Genomic DNA, 19077 nt, shown 5'->3' on the forward strand with positions numbered 1-19077 from the left:
GCGGGGCGGTGCTGCGGTCGGGCTCAGCCGTGCCAGTCCACCGCGAAGCTGTAGCGGCCCAGCGCGCGGGCCAGTTCATCGCGCCCCGTGCCGGCGCGCACCTGCGCCACCAGCCCGCGACGGGCGTCCTGCACCACTTCCACGGCGATGCCGGCCAGGCCCTGGTTGTCTGCTTCCTGATGGATTACCCGGGCGATCTCGCGTTGCTGCAGCGCGGGCTTGAAGATCTTGCCCACCGGTGTGACCGGCAGGGCGTCGAGAATCTCGATGCGCTTGGGCACCGCGGCGCGTTCGCTGATCCGCTGGTTGGCGAAATCCAGCAGCGCGGCGCTGTCGGCACGCTGGCCGGCGGCGAGTTGCACGTACGCCACGGGAATCTCGCCGGCATGCGGGTCGGGGCTGCCCACCGCGGCCACCAGGGCAACCGCCGGGTGGGCCTGCAGGGCTTCCTCGATCTGCTTCGGGTCGATGTTGTGGCCACCGCGGATGATCAGTTCCTTCTTGCGCCCGGTGAGCCAGAAGTAGCCCTGGGCGTCCTGTCGCCCGAGGTCGCCAGTGTTCAGCCAGCGCTGTCCGCCGATGTCGATCCACAGGCCCTTGTTGTGGCTGTGGTCGAGGTAGCCGAGGAACACGTTCGGGCCGTGGATGGCGATCACCCCGACTTCGTCGGCTTCGGCGTCGCGCAGATAGTCGCCGTGGTCATCGAGGATCACCGCGCGCATGCCCTGGTAGGCCAGGCGCAGGCCGATGGAGCCGATCGGGCGCTCGCCGGCGGGCGGGTTGCTCGATGAGACGCAGGCGCCTTCGGTGAGGCCGTAGCCTTCGAGGATGCGCACGCCTACCACGCGCTCGAACTCGCGGAACAGCTCCACCGGCATAGGCGCGGCGCCGCACAGCGCGTACTGCAGGCTGGACAGGTCATGCCCGGCAGTGGGTTGCTGCAGTAGCGCCGAATAGACGGTCGGCACGCCGGAAAAGAAGTTGATGCCAAAGTGCTGGACCATCGCCCAGAAGGACGCAATCACCCCCTCGCCGCGATAACCCTGGGGCGTGCCGATGATCACCCGGTCGCCGTGGGTCCAGGGCATAAGCCCGGTGACCAGCTGGCCGTTGACGTGGAACAGCGGCAGCCCGCAGAAGATCACTTGGCCGCTCTGGCGCGGCTGCAGGTTGGCTGCCATGGCCCAGGCGTTGAAGACTTCCGAGCCGTGGCTGCGCTTGGCGATCTTCGGCAGACCGGTGGTGCCGCCGGTGCAGAAATAGGAAGAGGGCTCCTCCGCGCGGATCAACCGGCCGCTGCTGAGCTGCTTGCCGTTCTCGCGGCGCATCAGGCGGCGCAGGTCGTGGATGCGCAGGCGCGGGTGGCGAGCGCGTTCGCGCCGGGCCATCCAGCGCAGCGCCAGGGACGCCACGCTGCCGACGTAGGGCGCCATGCTCACCCACAGCACATTGCGCACGCCGGGCAGGCTGTCGAGCTGGCTGGCTAGCTTGGGCCACAGGTCGCTGCCGGGTGTCGGCGCCAGGGTCACCACCAGCCGCGCGTTGGCGGCGCGCAACAGGTCGCCGATCTGCGCGGCCTCCAGCAGCGGGTTGATCGCCAGGACGATGCCCGCGGCCTCGCCGCCCCAGATCACGAAATGGGTCTCCGGCAGGTTCGGCAGGAGGAAGGCAACCACGTCCTTCGGCCCGATGCCGAGCCGGTGGAAGGCGTTGGCGGCGCGGGTGATGTCGGCGAACAGCTCGGCATAGGTCCAGTCGTGGGTGCGGCGGAAGTCCTTCGCTTCGAGAAAGAAGCTCAGTGCCGTCGCCTGGCCATGCTGCGCGGCGCAGCGCCGCAGCGCCTCATAGGTGCTGGCGGGCAGTTCGCGGCGGGCCAGCGGGACGCTTTCCAGTGCCTGGATGTCGGCGAGGGTCTGCACGGCCATCAGGCTTGCTCCACCACGCGGTTGCGCTGCACGCCTAGGTCTATCACTCCGTCGGTGCTGCGGATGCTGGCTTCCACCAGGTCACCGGCCTTGAGGTACTGGCCGCGTCCCGCCTGGGTCTTGAGGAAGGCCTTCCACTTGATGTGCTCGGGCAGCAGCGCGGCGATGCGCTGCTTGGCGGGCGACGGCACCGACAGCGCACAACCGGCCGGCGTACCGGTGGCGATCAGGTCGCCGGCGGCGAAGTCCTGCACGCCGGACAGCTCGCTCAGGGTCTCTGCCGGGCCGTGTACCAGGTTGGCGGTGCTGTCGCTCTGGCGCACTTCGCCGTTGACCGTCAGGCGCAGCTGCAGCTCCTTCAGGTAACGCATGTCGTTCTTCTGCAGCAGGCACAGGTACGGGCCGACCGGGCCGAAGGTGCGGAAGCTCTTCCCCTTGTAGAACTGCATCTGCGGAATCTGGATATCCCGCGCCGAGTAGTCGTTGACGATCACCACGCCGGCGATGAACTCGTGCAGGTTGGCGTCGCTCACCGCGACCTTGCCGGTGATGTCGCGGCGCAGCACCAGGCCCAGCTCGATCTCGTAGTCGAGGAAGCGCACCTGGCGCGGTTTGATCAGGTCGCTGTCGGCGGCGACGATGCAGCTCTGCGCCTTGGTGAAGATCATGTTGAAGTGCTTGGCGTCCGGGTCCATGCCCGACTCGATCATGTGTTGGCGGTAGTTGGCGCCCTGGCAGACGAACTGCTGGTCGCGGGTGATGGGCGAGAGCAGCTTCACCGAGTCCAGTGCCAGTTCATCACCTCGCAGCTCACTCAATTCCTCGGCCTGCACCTGACGGATCAGCTCGCCGGTGCTGGCGTAGCGGCCGGGCAGGGGGCTGATGCGGCCCTGGCGCAGCACGCCCCAGCAGGTTTCGTTCTGGTGTTCGAAGCGGACAAGGTGCACGGGCATGGGAGCGACTCCTGGTGCTGCTGTGGGCCGCCTTGGGGGCGGCAATTTTTGTTGTGCTTTCTGTGGTGCTGCGGGCCTAGCCGAACATCCGCGCCAGCGTGATCAGCTTGCGCAGCGTCAGGTCCGGGCTGTGCCGCAGGTTGTGCAGCAGGATGCGCAGCTTCTGCAGGTTCATTGCCGGCTTGGTGAAGCTTTTGGGCATGCGCTGGCCCCATTGCGACATGGCCTCGGGGCTGACGCCGTGCACGCCGGTGGGGCGCTCGGCGGTGAACAGGTCGCCGTCGCAGTAGTGCTCGTGCTTGTCGCCCCAGGGGTCCTGCCAGTAGTCGAAAATCTGGCTGCCGAGGATGTGTCGGCCCATGCCCCAGGCATGCTTCCAGCCGCGCTCGCGCAGCACCCGCTGGCCCATGCCGACGGCGTCGGCATCCACCACTTCATAGGCGCTGTGGCTGTAGGCGGCCATGAAGCCCTGGGCGAGTGCGAGGGTGTGGTGGTCGGCGGGCGTGTCGCCCAGGTCAAGGCGCAGGAAGGCCACTGCCGGGGAACCATCGGGCAGCACCTGCACGTCGCTGGGAATGAGACCGAAATGCTCGGTGTACCAGGCGCAGGTGGCCTGGTAGTCGGCCACTTCGAGCACCAGGTGGCCGAGCTTGATGATATCCGGCGGGGCCAAGGGTGGGCGCTGGGTGGCGTTGATCCGCGGTGCGTCGTCGACCTGGTTCAGCGGCAGGGCCGGGCGGTGCGCCAGTTTGCTGGCCGGCTGCTGGCCGTGGAGCGCCTCGACGACGAAGCCGGAAGGGTCGCGCAGGCTGATGAATTCGCCGCCGCCGGGAGTATTGAGCTTCTGGATCGGCGAGGCGCCCGGCAGGCGTGCCAGCCGTTGCAGGTCCTCGCGTGTCTCCACCGCCAGGCCGAAGCCGACAAAGCGCGCCTGTTCCGCCCGTTGTACCCGATAGCAGTAGGGCGCCGGGCCGGTGCCGCGCAGGTACAGGCAGTCGGCATCGCGGCGCGCCAGGTTCAGGCCGAAGTCGCCGAGAAAGCGCTCAGCCTGTTCCAGGTCCGGGCGCTCGAAGATCAGGTGCGTCAGTGCGCGGGCCTTGACCGTCGGCCGCGGGTGGCGGGCCGGCTGCGGCGTTGCCAGGGCAGTGGGCTGGCGGGTGGAAATGGGCTGACGGCTCATGTTTGTTGTTCTCCGTGGCTTTCGCCAGGCAAGGCTTCGCCATCGCCCCTGAATAGGAGCGTTGGCAGGTTCGGTTGGATCAGTCCGCGGGTGGCAGCGGTGGCAACTCACCGGTGGACAGGCTGCGCGCTTCTTCCGGTGCCACGCCGAGCGCGCGCAGGGTCAATTCCGCGGCGTCGCTGCCGGCCTGGCGCCAGGTGCGGTGGCCCTCCAGGACCAGGAAGATCGAACTGAGCACCGAGCCGGCAATCATCGAGATCACCGACGGCAGCTGCTCCTGGCGGAAGCTGTAGCGACCGCCGGCGAGCCCGCTGAGCAGGTCGGCGGTGGGCGGACCGAACCACATGCCGCGCAGCGATTCCTCGCTCATCGAGAAGCGGCTGATGAAGGCGCCCCAGTGCGGTTCCTCGTGGGCCCGGCGTATGAAGAAGCGGATGCCGTTGGCCAGGCGCAGGGCCGGGTCCGACGTCTCGCCGAAGCTCTTCACCACGCGCTGGTGCATCTCCGCCGACAGGTGGCTGGCCACATGCTGGAAGAGGTCGTCGATGGACTGCAGGTTGTTGTAGATGGTGCCCCGGGCCACACCGGCCTCCTGCGCCAGGTCGCTGATATTCACCTGGCTGGCGCCCTTCTCGGCGAACAGGCGCAGGGCGGCCTGGTGGATACGGCGTTGTACGGGGTTGAGGGTTTCCATGAAGAAATGGCTCCAAGGTCAAGCTTGAAGCGATTGAACACGTGCGTTCAAAATAAGTCAACAGGGTCTATTGATCGTTATTTTCTCAAATTTCTTCCCGGCTTCTCCCGTCTTTCGTGCCCTCCCGGCCCTTGGACGGTTCTTCGGAAAGGCTCTGGCTGGCGGCTTTGGCTAGGAAAATCGAAGCAAAATTGATCTCCAGTTGACTGAATTGAACACTGGTGTTCAAAATATTTCGGCGATGTCTTCCCCTGGAGCAAGCAATGCAACAGTCCACAACAACAACGACAACTTGTGACGTGATCATCGTCGGACTCGGCCCCACCGGGGCGGTGCTGGCCAACCTGCTGGGCCGCTATGGCTGGTCGGTGGTCGGCCTGGAGCGCGACGAGGACCTTTACTATGCCCCGCGTGCCGTGCATTTCGACGACGAGATCATGCGCATCTTCCAGTTCGCCGGCCTGGCCGACGACATCGGCCGCACCAGCGAATCCTTCACCGACATGGAGATCATTCTGCGTCCCGGACGCAAGCCGGTGACCCGCTCGCGCATCGGCAGCCAGGACCGGCGCTACGGCCATCCTGGCGCCTGGTGGTTCCATCAGCCGACCCTGGAGCGGCATTTCCACGACGGCCTCAAGCGCTACCCCAATATCACCCCGGTGTACGGCTGCCGTGTCACCGGCGTCGAGCAGGATGCCGAAGGCGTGCGCGCCACCGCCGTGCAGCGGGACGGCAGCGAACGGGTGTTCCAGGGGCGCTACCTGATCGGCTGTGATGGCGGCAAGAGTTTCGTCCGCCGCGAGGCTGGGCTGCGCCTGGAGTCAGCGGATTTCGACGAGGCCTGGGTGGTGGTCGATACCAAGACCCGCTCCGGTGAGAAGGATGCGCTGCTGCCGGCCAACCACTCGCAGGTGTGCAACCCGGCGCAGCCAGTGACTTACGTGCCGATGGCCGGCCCGTACTACGAATGGCAGTGCATGGTCACCGGCGGCAAGTCCGAGCGCGAGGCCACCGATCCCTACCTGGTGCGCCAGCAACTGCGCGACTTCGTCGACCTCGACAAGATCGAGATCACCCGCATCGCCTACTACAAGTTCCATGGCCTGTGGGCCAATGACTGGCGCAATGGCCGGATCATTCTCGCTGGCGACTCGGCGCACCAGATGCCGCCGTTCCTCGGCCAGGGCATGTGCTCGGGCGTGCGCGATGCCAACAGCCTGTGCTGGCGGCTGGACATGGTGCTGCGCGGCGCCGCGCGGGAGAAACTGTTCGACGACTATGAGGCCGAACGCTCGGCCCATGTGCGCGAAATCATCAATGGCGCGATGTTCCTCGGCAACGTTATCCAGACTCGCCACCGCGGCGTGGCCTTCCTGCGCGACTGGCTGCTGTTCCGTATCGCCGGGATGCTGCCTTTCGCCAACAAGGCGTTCGCCGACAAGGCCAACCGCAAGAAACCGTTGGCTGCCGGTTTCTGCGGCTGGGGGCACCGGCTGTCCGGTCACCTGGCCCTGCAGCCGAAAGTGCTGCGCGAGGAGGAGAGCGAGCGCGTGCTGCTCGACGAAGCCTTGGGCCACGGCTTTGCCTTGCTCGCCCGGCGCGGTTGCCTCGATAGCCAGCGCGCGCAATTGGAGCGACTGGCGCAACAGGTGGACCTGCGCGTGCTGGAGTTCGCCGAAGATCCGGCCGGCCCGGTGCTGGGCGACCCCACCGGCGCGCTGCAGGACTGGTTCGACGAAGCCGACATGGACTTCGTGCTGATCCGTCCTGATCGCTACGTCTTCGACGCTGGCCGCGCTGACCAGCTGGGCCGCGTCGCCGAGCGCTTCCTCGCCGGCCTGTCGCTGGTAAGCCAGAGCCATCAACCCCAAGGAGTGGCGGCATGATCGACACCCCCGTTCTCATCAGCGGCGCCGGCCCGGTAGGCCTAACCCTGGCGCTGAACCTCAGCCGCCTGGGCATTCGCTCGGTGCTGCTCAACGACCGTCGGCAGACCACCACGCACCCCAAGCTGGACGTAGTGAACTGCCGCTCGATGGAAATCTTCCGCCAGCTGGGCCTGGCCGAGCGCATCCGTACCGCCGGCAACCCGACCGATGCCAACCAGTACTCGGCAATGGCGGCAAGTGCCAGCGGGCCGTTCTACAGCGTGATGTCCGACCGCCACCTGATCTACCAGCCGGTCAACCAGGCCGCGCAGGCCATCCGTGCCTGCCGCGACGGCAGCCTGCCCCTGGAGTCGATGCAGCGCATCGCGCAGATGCATCTGGAACCGGTGTTGATGGCCGAAGTGGAGGCCGACCCGAACATCGAGTTGCGCATGGGCTGGCGCCTGTATGGCTTCGAACAGAGCTCCACCGGCGTGGTGGCGATGGCCCACGAAGTGGATAGCGGCGAAGCGCAGCAGTTCTTCGCCCAATACCTGGTCGGCTGCGACGGTCCCAACAGCCGCGTGCGCAATTTCCTCAATATCGATTACGACGGCACCCGCGACCTGGTCGGCGAGCTGTTCATCATCCACCTGCGCTCCGACGAGATCGCCGGGCTGTTCCCGAACAACCAGCCCTATTGGCACACCTGGCTGACACGGCCGGGATTCGCCGGCCTGCTGGTCTCGCCCGACGCCAGCCGCAACGACTACGTGCTGCACCGGCCCTTCGCGCCGCGCCCCGGCGAGTCGCTGGAGAGCGTGGTGGACGCCGCTCTGGGCTGCAAGCTGCGCTATGAAATCGTCCAGTCCGGTCCCTGGCGTCCACAGTTCTTGGTGGCTCGCTCGTTCGGCCGGCAGCGGGCATTCATTGCCGGCGACGCTACCCACCAGTTCATGCCCACTGGCGGCCTGGGGATGAACACCGGCGTGGCCGAGGCGCATAACCTGGCCTGGAAGCTGGCGGCCTGCCTGGCCGGCTGGGGCGGCCCGCGCCTGCTGGAGAGCTACGAGGCGGAGCGCCTACCCGTTGCCCGGCGCAACCGCGACCACGTGAAGAAATGTGCGGCGGCGACCTTTGAGGCGCAGATGCGGCGTGACGAGGCGCTGCTCGCCCAGGGGGCGGGCGGCGATGCGGCGCGCGAGGCAGCCGGGCGTGAGTTCGAGCGCAAGGTCTCGCGGCTCTACGAGTCGCTTGGCGTGGAGATCGGCTACCGCTACCACGGCTCGCCGGCCATCGAGACGGACACCGCCAGCGAGCCGGCTTACGAGGAGATTCGCTACACGCCCACCACCTGGGCCGGTGCGCGTCTGCCCAGCGCGTTCCGCGAGGATGGCACGGCGGTCTTCGACCAGTTGGCCCTGGGCGGCTATACCCTGCTGGCCTTCGATATGGACACTAAGAGTTACGCACCGCTGCAGGAGGCCGCCGAGGAATGCCGCGTGCCGCTGAGCGTTCTGCCGATCCATGAGAAGTACCTGGCCAACCTGTACGAGCGGCGCTTCGTGCTGGTGCGGCCCGACCAGCATGTGTGCTGGCGTGGCGACAGCCTGCCGGTCGATTGCTATTCGCTGTTCAACCGTCTGCGCGGAGTTCGCTGACCATGAGCCTGTTCATCGATTCGCTGAAACTGCGCCTGCTCCTGCTGGCGTCCATCCCGCTGCTGCGCCGGGCGGAACGCCGCTCGGCGCGCCTGCGCGAACTGCTTCACGAGGACTCCTTCGTGCTGCAGATCCGCACCGGCGATGGTGTCGGCGGCTATTACCAGCTGCGCGGCGGCGTGCTCAGCCTGCACCGTGGCGAGCACCGCCGGCCAGACTTCATCCAGCACTGGCAACGCAGCGCAGATGCGCTGCGGGTGATGCTCAGCCGCGACGAAACCGACATGCTGCGCGCCGTCGAAGGCGGACAGTGCCAGCTGCAGGGACGCTTCGCGGTGGCCCTGTGGTTCAACGAAGCCATGAAGATCGCCCGGGCTGCCTAGCCCCTCACGGATCACAAGGACAACAAGAATGACGATCCAACAAGGTCGAGTCGACGTGCACCATCACATCATCCCGCCGGCCTTCGTCGAGGTCATGGCGAAAAAAGGCCTGGACATGGTCGCCGGCGCGCCGCTGCCGAAATGGTCGCCGCAGAAGTCCATCGAGGTGATGGACCTCAACGGCATCCAGACCGCCATCACCTCTCTGTCGGCGCCGGGCGTGCATTTCGGCGGGGGAGTAGGGCAGGCCCGCGAGCTGGCGATGCGCTGCAACGACTTCGCCGCGCAGATGCGGGGCGATTATCCGGGGCGCTTCGGCAACTTCGCCGTGCTGCCCACGCCCTTCACCGAGGCTGCCTGCCGCGAAGCGATCCGCGCGCTGGACGAGCTGAAGGCCGAGGGCGTGGTGCTGCTGGGCAGCACCGACGGGGTGTTCCTTGGCGACGAGCGTTTCGACGAGCTGATGGCCGAGCTGAACCGCCGCGCCGCCATCGTCTTCGTCCACCCGAACATGCACGAAAGCAGCGAGAAACTCGGCATCGCCGCGCCGGGCTTCCTGGTCGAATTCCTCTGCGACACCACCCGTGCGGCAGTGAACCTGATCCTCACCGGCACCCTGGAGAAGTACCCGCGCATCCGCTGGATTCTCGCCCACGGCGGAGGCTTCCTGCCCTACGTGGCCTGGCGCGTGTCCCTGGCCAACGCCTTGCCGCAGTTCCAGGACAAGGCCCCGCAGGGAGTGATGACCTACCTCAACCGTTTCTACTTCGACACGGCGCTGTCGCCTTCGCGCTACTCCATGGCGGCGCTCAAGGAGTTGGTGGAGCCCTCGCAGATCCTCTTCGGCAGCGACTTCCCCTTCGCGCCGGCGCCGGTCACCACCCTGACCTGCCAGACTCTGGAGCAGAACACCTTGTGGACCGATGCACAGCGCTATGGGATCAATCGTGGGCACGCGCTGAGCCTGTTCCCGCAGTATCGCGATGCCCACGAGCAGGTGGTGGCCGCGCCGATCCATAGTGGCGAGTCGTTCGCCAGCCGGCTGAAGCGCAGCCTTACCCGTCCGCTGGGCGCCTACGTCGAGCGCGTACGCAGCCGCTGAGCCAGGACCATTCCCGGAGACGCGAATCCATGAGCACCCTGTTCGAACCCTTGCGCCTGCCCAACGGGCAGGTGATCCGCAACCGCATCGCCAAGGCGGCGATGGAAGAAAACCTCGCCGATGCCGACCACGCGCCTGGCGAAACGCTGCTGCGCCTTTACCAGCGGTGGGCCGAAGGCGGGGCCGGGCTGATCATCACCGGCAACGTGATGGTCGACCGCCGCGCGTTGACCGGCCCGGCCGGCGTGGTGCTGGAGGACGACCGTCTGCTGCCGCGCTTCAGGCGCTGGGCCGAGGTCTGTCGCAGCCAGGGCGCGCAGGTCTGGATGCAGGTCAACCATCCTGGCCGCCAACTGATGGCCGACCTTGGCCAGCAAGCCCTCGGGCCATCGGCTATCGCCGTGGACATTCCCGGTTTGAAGGGCGTCTTCGCGCAGCCGCGTGCCTTGTCCGGCGCGGAAATCGACGGGCTGATCCAGCGCTACCTGAACACCGCTCTGCTGGCTGAGAGCGCCGGGTTCACTGGCGTGCAGGTACATGCCGCGCATGGCTACCTGTTCAGCCAGTTCCTCTCTCCGCTGAGCAATCAGCGCAAGGACGACTGGGGCGGTAGCCTGGAGAACCGCGCGCGTATCCTGTTGCGCACGGTGGAGGCGATCCGCGAGCGGGTGGCTCCGGAATTCTGCGTGGCGGTGAAGCTCAACTCCGCCGATTTCCAGCGCGGCGGTTTCGAGGCGCGGGACGCCGAGGCCGTGGTGCGTCTGCTCAACGAGCGCGGCGTGGACCTGGTCGAGCTGTCCGGCGGCAGCTACGAAAGCCCGGCGATGCAGGGGCAGACTCGCGACGGCAGCACACTGGCGCGGGAGGCCTACTTCCTCGAGTTCGCCGAGCGTATCGCCGCGACGGCACGCATGCCGCTGATGGTCACCGGTGGCATTCGCCGGCGCGAGGTCGCCGAACGCGCCCTGCAGGGCCCGGTGGCGATGGTGGGGATGGCCACGGCCCTGGCAGTCGATCCCACGCTGCCACGGCGCTGGCAGGCCGGCGAGGGCGCACAGGTCGAACCGATAGTCGTGGCGTGGAAGAACAAGGCCTTCGCCGCCGTGGCGACCCAGTCGGTGGTGAAGAAGCAACTGACGCTGCTCAGCCAGGGACGCCCGACCAACCCGCGTACGTCCCCGCTGCTGGCGCTGATCGGCAACCAGCTGAAGTTGCGCAAGCTCTCGCGCCGCTACCGGCGCTGGGTCGCGCAGGCCTGAAGCGCTTTCAGCCGCCCTGGGGCAAGGCCAGGGCGGCTATCTTCGCGGCCTTCGCGGGTGTAGCGCCCAGCGCGCGCAGGAGCATCTCGGCGAGCAGGATGTCCTGGCCTTGCGGCGCCCGGCCTTCGAGGCTGGCGCGGATGGCGCCGGTGACGCCGGCGATCACCAGGTCCAGGGCGAGGTCTTCGTTGGCGTAGTTGAAGACGCCTTCGACCAGGCCGGCGCGCAGGTCGTCGCGGACATGCCCGGCCAGCGTCGAATGCATGGCCTGGTCGTAATGGATCACCCGCAACAGTGCACTGGCCCATTGCGAGTCGGACTGTGCGTGCAGGACGAACATGCGCACGCCGATGGCCAGTCGCCGGGCGCCGCTGGAAATGCCGGCGCTGAGCTGGGTGATGGTCTCGGAGAAGTCGCTGGCCAGCGAGATACCCACGGCTTCGGCCAGCTCCTCCCGCGTCTTGAAGTAGTTGTAGATGGTGCCGGTGGACACCTGCGCCTCGGCGGCCAGGTCCTGGAACACCGTGGCCGCGATGTCCTGCCGGGCGAACACCCGCAGCGCCGCATCGAGCAGGCCCTGGCGGGTGCGGGCGCGCTTCTTGTGGCCGCGGGTGAGCGGTTCGCTTTCTTCTTCGCTTGGCTGGCGGTCGGTCATGGCGGTCATTCGTCTGCGGGGCTGCGACGATGATACGGGATGCCCAGGGCCGACCGGTACCCGCTCATGCCCGCAGTAGTGCCTGGCAGTGGCGCAGCAGGTCGGCGGCCTGCTCGGGTCGGCCCTGGTGCATGATGATGCGGTCCGGGCGCACCACGGCCAACGCCGGGTCGGGCCAGGGCGCGAGCAATGAGCCGTCGAGGGTTTCGGCGAGGTCCGCGCGGCTGTCGTCGCGGGCATGGCCGATCTGCAGGAAGCTGCCGCCCAGCTCCAGCCATTGCTGCTGTTGCGCAGTGTCGAGCCAGTGGCGCGGGTCGGTGCCCAGGCCGACCAGTTGCAGGCGGTCGCCCAGTAACTGGTCGCTCAGACAGATGCGCCCGGCGCTGCGCACCCAGGCCTGGGGGAACAGCCCGCCGCTGACCAGCCGGGCACGCCGCGGGCTGCGCACGAACAGGCCGCGGCGGAAACGGTGCTTGGGCTTGATGTCCAGCTCCTCGAAATGCCGCCGCGCCGCCGGGATCAGTCGCAGCGTCTTCATCAGACCATGGATCAGCGCAGCCGCCAGGGCGTTGCCGGGCATCACCAGGCGGCCCATGAGCTTGGCCAGGTCGATCATCTCCCGTGCGTGGGGCTGGCGCTCCTGGTCGTAGCTGTCGAGTATTCGCGGCGTCGCGCGTTCCTGTAGTACCCAGGAGAGCTTCCAAGCGAGGTTGGCCACGTCGCGCAAACCGGCCACCAGGCCTTGTCCGACGAAGGGCGGAGTGATGTGCGCGGCGTCGCCGACGAGGAATACCCGGCCCTGCTGGAAGCGCTCGCAGCAGCGGGCGTGGAAGCGGTAGACCGCCTTGCGCTCGATGTTCAGTTGCTGCGGCGCGATCCAGGGCGCCAGCAGGGCGCGGATGCGCTCCTGGTCTTCCATCTCGTCGCGGGTTTCACCGGGTCGCAGCATGAATTCCCAGCGCTCGCGGCCGCCGGGGGCGGGCATGTGTGGTGTCGGGCGGCGATGGTCGCAGAGGAACTCGACGTGGTCGATGGCCTTTCCCTGACGCGCTCCGGCGTCGACGATCAGCCAGTCCTCGGAATAGCTCTGGCCGTTGAACTCCTGGCCGATCAGCCCGCGCACCCTCGAACTAGCACCGTCCGCGCCGACCAGATAGCGGCAACGTACGTGATGCTGCACGCCGGCTTCGTCGACCAGAGTGGCGCTGACACCGGTGCCGTCCTGGGCGAACTCCTGCAGCTCCAGGCCTCCCCGACAGCGCAGGTTCCCGTAGTGCTGCGCCTGCCGCCGCATCGCCTGCTCCAGGTCCGGTTGATAGAAGGTCACCAGCTTGTGATGGCCATCGATGCGGCCGCTGGTGTTGGCCTGGCCGAACTGGCCGACAATGGGGCAGTGCATCTTCACCTGGGGGATGACCACGGTTTCGAACGCGTCTTCCTCCAGCCCGGCGAGCTGGAGGATACGCAGCGCTTCGTTGTCCAGGGCGATGGCGCGCGGCATGGGAAGGATGTCGTGGTCCTTGTCGATCACCAAGGCGTCTACGCCATAGCGGCCGAGCAAAGCAGCCAGCGTCGCGCCGACCGGACCATTGCCGATCACCAGAACGTCGACCGATTCGGGGAGGAGCTCATTGTTGTTATGCATTGGGAGATCCGCAGCCAGAAGTGGGCCCGGATTCTTGCTGATCCGGGTGAGGCGGAATCTAACAAAAATGACGGGTACGTCAATATTGGCTTTTTATTCAGAAATTCTTCCGATCTGATCGGGTCCCTGGGCAGGCAATGTCGATGGCGGGGCGCAGCGGAGGAGGGCGTTGCCCTGGGAAGCGGAAATCGTGTCTTGAGGGTAGGATCTGGCGTCTATCGGCTGCGTACTGACTTCATCCCGTCTCGAATCGCAAGGAAATCCATGACCGACGTCGTCGACCTGTTCGACATCCAGTATTTCTGGAACCTGATTGCCATGCTCTGGTTCCTCTTCTGCTGGATTGGCTACACCCGCTACGCCAAGACCAAGGCCCGCGACACCGCGTGCCTGGCCAGCGTGCTGCACCTCTACCGCCAGGACTGGATGCGCCGCGTATTGCTGCGTGACAACCGCGTGGCGGACGCCAGCGTGATCGGCAACCTGGAGCGCAACGCCTCGTTCTTCGCATCCAGCACCCTGATCATCCTGGCCGGCATCCTCACCCTGCTGGGCTCCGCCGAGCGCACGATCTCCGTGCTGGCCGACCTGCCTTTCGTCACGGCGCCGACCCGTGGGCTGTCGGAGCTCAAGCTGCTGTGCCTGGCGGTGGTCTTCGTCTATGCCTTCTTCACCTTCAGTTGGTGCATGCGCCAATACAACTTCGCGGCGGTGCTGATCGGCTCCGCGCCCATGGTGGGTGAACGCAACGTCGGCGAGCTGGAGCGCAAGTCCTTTGCCGAGCGCGCAGCGCGCGTGGTGTCGCTAGCGGCGCACCAGTTCAACCAGGGCCTGCGGACCTATTATTTCGCCCTGGCCATGCTCGCCTGGTTCATCAACCCGTGGATATTCATGCTGGTGACGGCTGGGGTGGTGGGCGTGCTGTACCAGCGCGAATTCCACTCCAGCGTGCTCCACGTGATGGTCTATACGCCGACGCTGCAGGGCGACGCGCCGCGGGACAACGACATTCCCCCCAGCGGTTGACCGGCAAACGACAGAAACGACAAGGCCCGCAATATGCGGGCCTTGTTCTGTGCGGTAGAGGCGCTGTTACTGCTGCTTCTGCTCGCCAGCGGGTTCCTGCGGCGCGGTGGCCGGGGCAGCCGGAGCAGCCGGGGCGGCTTCGGGTGCCGGTGGAGTGGTCGGCGCCGGAGTGGCCGGCTGCTCGGTGGCGGCGGGCGCGGCAGGCGCTTTCGGCTCTTCTTTCTTGTCGCAGGCGGCAAGGCCGAGACCGGCAACGATCAGCAGAGCGAAGGGAAGGGTTTTTTTCATGCGGAGCCTCCATGTGCGGCTTTCCTGGTGTTAGCCCTTTGAGCAGGGGTTGTGTGAATTAGTTCAACGAATATTCCGAAGGCCCTGTAATCCATCACTGCAGGAGTGCCAACGCACGGGGTATCATGCGGCCCCGTGCAGTCAATCGGTCGCCCCTCCCATGTCCGAAAACCCACTCCTTGAGCGCGCCCAGCGCTTCCTGTCGGCGCTGCGCCACTGCCAGTTGCTGGGCATCAGCGCACACGCGGCAGATGCTTCCGGCCTGACCTTGCGGCTTCCCTACAGCGAGGCCATCGTCGGCAACCCGGAAACCGGCGTGATCCACGGCGGCGCCATCACCACGCTGATGGACACCACCTGCGGCATCTCCACCGTCTGCGTGCTGCCGCAGTTCGAGATATGCCCGACCCTGGACCTGCGCATCGACTACATGCACCCCGCGCAGCCGCACAAGGACGTCTACGGATTTGCCGAGTGCTACCGGGTCACCCCGAATATCATCTTCACTCGGGGCTACGCCTACCAGGACGACCCTTCCGAGCCCATCGCCCACGTGGTCGGCACCTTCATGCGCATGGGCAAGTCGGTTTCCGCCGGCGCCGTGAAGCGTGATGTCGAGGGAGGTCAGGGATGAGCGCGGTGAATATCGAGGCGATGGTGCGCGCGGCGCACGAGAGCAAGAACTACGATCCGCTGCTGGACATGATTCCCTACGCCAGGCTGCTGGGCATCCGCTGCCTGCGCCTGGGCGACGACGCGATCTTCCACCTGCCGGCCAACCCCGACAACATCGGCAACCCGACGCTACCAGCCCTGCATGGCGGCGTGATCGCCGGCTTCATGGAGCAATCGGCGCTGCTGCAGCTGCTGATGTTCATGGGTATCCCGCACATGCCCAAGATCATCGACTTCTCCATCGATTACCTACGCGCCGGGCATTTCCGCGACACCTACGCGCAATGCCAGGTCTGGCGCCAGGGCCGGCGCGTGGCCAACGTCGCCATCACCGCCTGGCAGACGACCCGCACCGAGCCCATCGCCACTGCGCGCGCGCACTTCAAGGTCGACGGCGCCTGAATGGATACGCTGCTGATCCTGCTCGGCCTGCTGCTGATCCTCGCCGGGTACGTCTGGCTCATCGCCCGCGCCTTCGAGCGCAGCCTGTTCTGGGGCGTCGCCAGCCTGCTGCCGCCGCTGGCGCTGCTGTTCGTCCTGATTCACTGGCGCCACGCGCGCAATGCCGTCTCCCTCGGTGGGCTGGGCTGCATTCCGCTGGTGGTCGGCCTGACCCTGCTGGCCAGCCAGGACAGCGCGCGTCTGGAAGCCATTCTTCGCTTCGAATGGCTCAAGCCCGAACCGGTCGTACAGCCTGAACTGGCCATCGACCTGCGTGGCGAACTGAACGGCAAGCCGTTCGAGCCCGAGCAGGCCGAGTTCATCGATGGCGTGCTCAGCCTGCGTGAAGGGCAGGATTTCTATGCGCATCGAGAGGTCCAGGTGCGCCTGGTCGCGCCGGTCAACGGCCCGGTCCGGCTCGACGTGTTGCCCGACGACAAGGGCCGCCTGCCGGAAATCGAAGTCAGTTGGCTCGCGCCAGGCCAGGACCTGCCCGAGGCGGTGCGCCTGCAGCGTGGCTACAGCCTGCACCTGGACCTGACGCCCAAGGCTCCCAACCGCATGGAAGGCGTTTTCCACCTGGTGCTGCCAGCGGAGATGCAGACCACGTTGTCGGGCAGTATCGAAGTCTTCACCGACCGACTGCGTTACCGCGAGGGCGAGGTGGATACCCACTTCGACTCCCGCGACACCCTGCGTTTTGTGCTGCAGGACTACCTGCAGCGCCGCTTCTCTCGACGTGACGTCGCCATTACCCGCCTGCCGACCCTGGATACCCAGCGGGCGTCACAGGAGGTCCAGTTGACCGTAGAGACGGACGGCGAGACGCAGGACCTGCAGGTTAAGCTGGAGAAGAACCCGACGCGCGGCTGGGGTGTGAGCGGCGACCACTATCCGCGATTGAAGGCGGCAAGCGTCTCCACCGCCCCAGTACAGGCTCCTGCTGCTGCCACGGTCAGCACCTCGGCACCGGCGGCGACGGAAAGCGGCCGCCTGTCCGTGGAGCGCCTGCTGGCCGCTCCCCAGCGCTACGTCAACCGCAGCATGCGCGTGACCACCGAGCGCGGGCGTACGGCCGAGGGTGTCTTCGTCGGACTGAATGCCGATGGTCGTGTCGTCATTCGTCGGGTCATCGAGGGTCCGGGCGAGGCCAGCTACACGCTGCGCCCCAGCGAAATCACCGATATCGAGCTGCCGGCGCACTGACCACCCGCCGGCGCTCTGCCACCGCCTTGGCCGACGATGTGGCGGTGATTTTTCGCCAACCCCTTGAATTGGTTCGGGAAGCCCCCATCTCGCTGACAGTGGCCGCATGACGCGGCATTTGTCATCCTCGGAGCGAGAAACAATGAGCGCGGAGACTCAAAAAGAAACACTGGGCTTCCAGACCGAAGTGAAGCAGCTGCTTCACCTGATGATTCATTCCCTGTATTCGAACAAGGAAATCTTCCTTCGCGAACTGATTTCCAACGCCTCCGACGCCGCCGACAAGCTGCGGTTCGAGGCCCTGGCCAAGCCGGAGCTGCTCGAAGGCGGCGCCGAGCTGAAAATCCGTGTGAGCTTCGACAAGGACGCCAAGACCGTCACCCTCGAAGACAACGGCATCGGTATGAGCCGCGAGGAAGTGATCGCGCACCTGGGCACCATCGCCAAGTCCGGCACCGCCGACTTCCTGAAGAATCTCTCGGGTGACCAGAAGAAGGACTCCCACCTGATCGGCCAGTTCGGCGTGGGCTTCTACAGCGCCTTCATCGTCGCCGATAAAGTGGACGTATTCACCCGTCGCGCCGGCGCTCCGGTCAGCGAGGGCGTGCACTGGTCGTCGAAAGGCGAGGGCGAGTTCGATGTGGCGAGCATCGACAAGGCCGAACGCGGCACCCGTATCGTCCTGCACCTGAAAGACGGCGAAGAAGAGTTCGCCGACGGCTGGCGCCTGCGCAACATCGTCAAGAAATACTCCGACCATATCGCGCTGCCCATTGAGCTGCCGAAGGAATCGACCGGCGAAGAAGCCCCGGCCGAGACCGAGTGGGAAGTGGTCAACCGTGCCAGCGCCCTCTGGACCCGTCCGCGCACCGAGGTGAAGGACGAGGAATACCAGGAGTTCTACAAGCACATCGCCCATGACTTCGAGAACCCGCTGACCTGGAGCCACAACAAGGTCGAGGGCAAGCTCGAGTACACCTCGCTGCTCTACGTCCCGGCCCGCGCGCCGTTCGACCTGTACCACCGCGAGGCTCCGCGCGGCCTGAAACTGTACGTGCAGCGCGTGTTCATCATGGACCAGGCCGACCAGTTCCTGCCGCTGTACCTGCGCTTCATCAAGGGCGTGGTGGACTCCAACGACCTGTCGCTGAACGTCTCCCGCGAGATCCTCCAGTCCGGCCCCATCGTCGACTCGATGAAGTCTGCGCTGACCAAGCGTTCCCTGGACATGCTGGAGAAGCTGGCGAGCAACGACGCCGAGGCCTACAAGGGCTTCTGGAAGAACTTTGGCCAGGTGCTGAAGGAAGGCCCCGCCGAGGACTTCGCCAACAAGGACAAGATCGCCGGCCTGCTGCGCTTCTCTTCCACCAGCGACGAGAGCGGCGAGCAGAGCGTGTCCCTGGCCGACTACATCGGTCGCCTGAAGGAAGGCCAGGACAAGATCTACTACCTCACCGGCGAAAGCTTCGCCCAGGTGAAGAACAGCCCGCACCTGGAAGTCTTCCGCAAGAAAGGTATCGAAGTGCTGCTGCTCACCGACCGCATCGACGAGTGGCTGATGAGCTATCTGCCGGAGTTCGACGGCAAGCAGCTGGTCGACGTTGCCCGTGGCGACCTGGACCTGGGCAGCCTGGACTCCGAAGAGGACAAGAAGGCCCAGGAAGAGATCGCCAAGGCGAAGGAAGGCCTGGCCGAGCGCCTGAAAGCCGCGCTGGGCGATGAAGTCGCCGAGGTGCGCGTGTCCCACCGCCTGACCGACTCGCCGGCGATCCTCGCCATCGGCGAGCAGGACCTGGGCCTGCAGATGCGCCAGATCCTCGAGGCCAGCGGGCAGAAGGTGCCGGAAGCCAAGCCGATCTTCGAGTTCAACCCGTCCCACCCGCTGATCGAGAAACTCGACGCGGAAGCCGACGAGGACCGCTTCGGCGAGCTGACCCACATCCTCTTCGACCAGGCCGCCCTGGCCGCGGGAGACAGTCTGAAGGACCCGGCCGCCTACGTGCGCCGCCTGAACAAGCTGCTGGTGGAGCTGTCTGCCTGAGTCACCGCCTGAAAAACAAAGCCCGCTTCGGCGGGCTTTGTGCTTTCTTTATGCGCTCCACCCAACCGATAA

General features: G+C 66.3%; 17 protein-coding genes. 10 read left to right on the forward strand and 7 right to left on the reverse strand.

Features of this window, described 5'->3' with window-relative positions; all coding sequences use genetic code 11:
* Positions 1 to 23: 23 nt before the first annotated feature.
* The 4 genes from ACIPK7_RS23260 to ACIPK7_RS23275 form a co-directional block, all read right to left on the reverse strand.
* Positions 24 to 1925 carry an acyl-CoA synthetase gene (locus ACIPK7_RS23260; RefSeq protein ID WP_401090455.1) on the reverse strand — a complete coding sequence of 634 codons (1902 nt, stop codon included), beginning with the start codon at positions 1923 to 1925 and terminating at the stop codon, positions 24 to 26.
* Positions 1925 to 2878, reverse strand: coding sequence for a fumarylacetoacetate hydrolase family protein (locus tag ACIPK7_RS23265; RefSeq protein WP_401090457.1), 954 nt, complete (start codon positions 2876 to 2878; stop codon positions 1925 to 1927). The genes ACIPK7_RS23260 and ACIPK7_RS23265 overlap by 1 nt, the downstream gene beginning before the upstream one ends.
* A 76-nt stretch (positions 2879 to 2954) precedes the next feature.
* Complete coding sequence (locus ACIPK7_RS23270; RefSeq protein ID WP_401090459.1) at positions 2955 to 4058, reverse strand: VOC family protein; 1104 nt, start codon at positions 4056 to 4058, stop codon at positions 2955 to 2957.
* Positions 4059 to 4137: 79 nt separating this feature from the next.
* Positions 4138 to 4752 (reverse strand): TetR/AcrR family transcriptional regulator, encoded by a 615-nt coding sequence (locus ACIPK7_RS23275; RefSeq protein ID WP_401090461.1) that lies wholly within the window; start codon positions 4750 to 4752, stop codon positions 4138 to 4140.
* 263 nt (positions 4753 to 5015) lie between these two features.
* Here ACIPK7_RS23275 and ACIPK7_RS23280 point away from each other — a divergent pair, with 263 nt between their 5' ends.
* From ACIPK7_RS23280 to ACIPK7_RS23300, 5 genes are read left to right on the forward strand one after another with little or no spacing between them, the layout of a single operon-like run.
* The gene (locus tag ACIPK7_RS23280) at positions 5016 to 6641 is read left to right on the forward strand and encodes a bifunctional 3-(3-hydroxy-phenyl)propionate/3-hydroxycinnamic acid hydroxylase (RefSeq protein ID WP_401090463.1); all 1626 of its coding nucleotides are present in this window, start codon (positions 5016 to 5018) and stop codon (positions 6639 to 6641) included.
* Positions 6638 to 8284 (forward strand): FAD-dependent monooxygenase, encoded by a 1647-nt coding sequence (locus tag ACIPK7_RS23285; RefSeq protein ID WP_401090465.1) that lies wholly within the window; start codon positions 6638 to 6640, stop codon positions 8282 to 8284. The genes ACIPK7_RS23280 and ACIPK7_RS23285 overlap by 4 nt, the downstream gene beginning before the upstream one ends.
* Before the next feature lie 2 nt (positions 8285 to 8286).
* Positions 8287 to 8667: a hypothetical protein gene (locus tag ACIPK7_RS23290; RefSeq protein WP_192295144.1), complete on the forward strand. Its 381-nt coding sequence runs from the start codon at positions 8287 to 8289 to the stop codon at positions 8665 to 8667.
* Between the two features lie 28 nt (positions 8668 to 8695).
* Entirely contained in the window at positions 8696 to 9769 is a 1074-nt protein-coding gene (locus tag ACIPK7_RS23295) for an amidohydrolase family protein (protein ID WP_401090467.1), read from the forward strand.
* Between the two features lie 29 nt (positions 9770 to 9798).
* On the forward strand, positions 9799 to 11028 hold the full coding sequence (locus ACIPK7_RS23300) for an NADH:flavin oxidoreductase/NADH oxidase family protein (RefSeq protein WP_401090469.1): 1230 nt from the start codon (positions 9799 to 9801) through the stop codon (positions 11026 to 11028).
* A gap of 7 nt (positions 11029 to 11035) precedes the next feature.
* On the opposite strand, the gene ACIPK7_RS23305 is transcribed toward ACIPK7_RS23300, so the two are convergent.
* Positions 11036 to 11683, reverse strand: a complete 648-nt coding sequence (locus ACIPK7_RS23305) for a TetR/AcrR family transcriptional regulator (protein ID WP_192434583.1) — start codon at positions 11681 to 11683, stop codon at positions 11036 to 11038.
* A gap of 64 nt (positions 11684 to 11747) precedes the next feature.
* The gene (locus tag ACIPK7_RS23310; RefSeq protein ID WP_192434585.1) at positions 11748 to 13328 is read right to left on the reverse strand and encodes a bifunctional 3-(3-hydroxy-phenyl)propionate/3-hydroxycinnamic acid hydroxylase; all 1581 of its coding nucleotides are present in this window, start codon (positions 13326 to 13328) and stop codon (positions 11748 to 11750) included.
* Between the two features lie 264 nt (positions 13329 to 13592).
* Between ACIPK7_RS23310 and ACIPK7_RS23315 the strand changes: the two genes are divergently transcribed.
* Entirely contained in the window at positions 13593 to 14354 is a 762-nt protein-coding gene (locus tag ACIPK7_RS23315; protein ID WP_192434587.1) for a DUF599 domain-containing protein, read from the forward strand.
* A gap of 66 nt (positions 14355 to 14420) precedes the next feature.
* On the opposite strand, the gene ACIPK7_RS23320 is transcribed toward ACIPK7_RS23315, so the two are convergent.
* The gene (locus tag ACIPK7_RS23320) at positions 14421 to 14642 is read right to left on the reverse strand and encodes a hypothetical protein (protein ID WP_138216606.1); all 222 of its coding nucleotides are present in this window, start codon (positions 14640 to 14642) and stop codon (positions 14421 to 14423) included.
* Between the two features lie 160 nt (positions 14643 to 14802).
* Between ACIPK7_RS23320 and ACIPK7_RS23325 the strand changes: the two genes are divergently transcribed.
* The 4 genes from ACIPK7_RS23325 to htpG all read left to right on the forward strand — a co-directional run bounded on the left by ACIPK7_RS23325 (position 14803) and on the right by htpG (position 19005).
* Positions 14803 to 15276, forward strand: coding sequence for a PaaI family thioesterase (locus tag ACIPK7_RS23325; protein ID WP_192434589.1), 474 nt, complete (start codon positions 14803 to 14805; stop codon positions 15274 to 15276).
* Positions 15273 to 15719 (forward strand): PaaI family thioesterase, encoded by a 447-nt coding sequence (locus tag ACIPK7_RS23330; RefSeq protein ID WP_401090472.1) that lies wholly within the window; start codon positions 15273 to 15275, stop codon positions 15717 to 15719. Before ACIPK7_RS23325 ends, ACIPK7_RS23330 begins: the two co-directional genes overlap by 4 nt.
* A complete protein-coding gene (locus tag ACIPK7_RS23335) occupies positions 15720 to 16964 on the forward strand; it encodes an MFS transporter (RefSeq protein WP_401090474.1) in 1245 nt (414 codons plus the stop codon). It abuts the gene before it with no gap.
* 142 nt (positions 16965 to 17106) lie between these two features.
* Entirely contained in the window at positions 17107 to 19005 is a 1899-nt protein-coding gene (htpG, locus tag ACIPK7_RS23340) for a molecular chaperone HtpG (protein ID WP_192434593.1), read from the forward strand.
* The last annotated feature ends 72 nt before the right edge of the window (positions 19006 to 19077 follow it).

The sequence above is a fragment of the Pseudomonas sp. NPDC086581 genome, from assembly GCF_044746165.1.
GTDB lineage: Bacteria > Pseudomonadota > Gammaproteobacteria > Pseudomonadales > Pseudomonadaceae > Pseudomonas.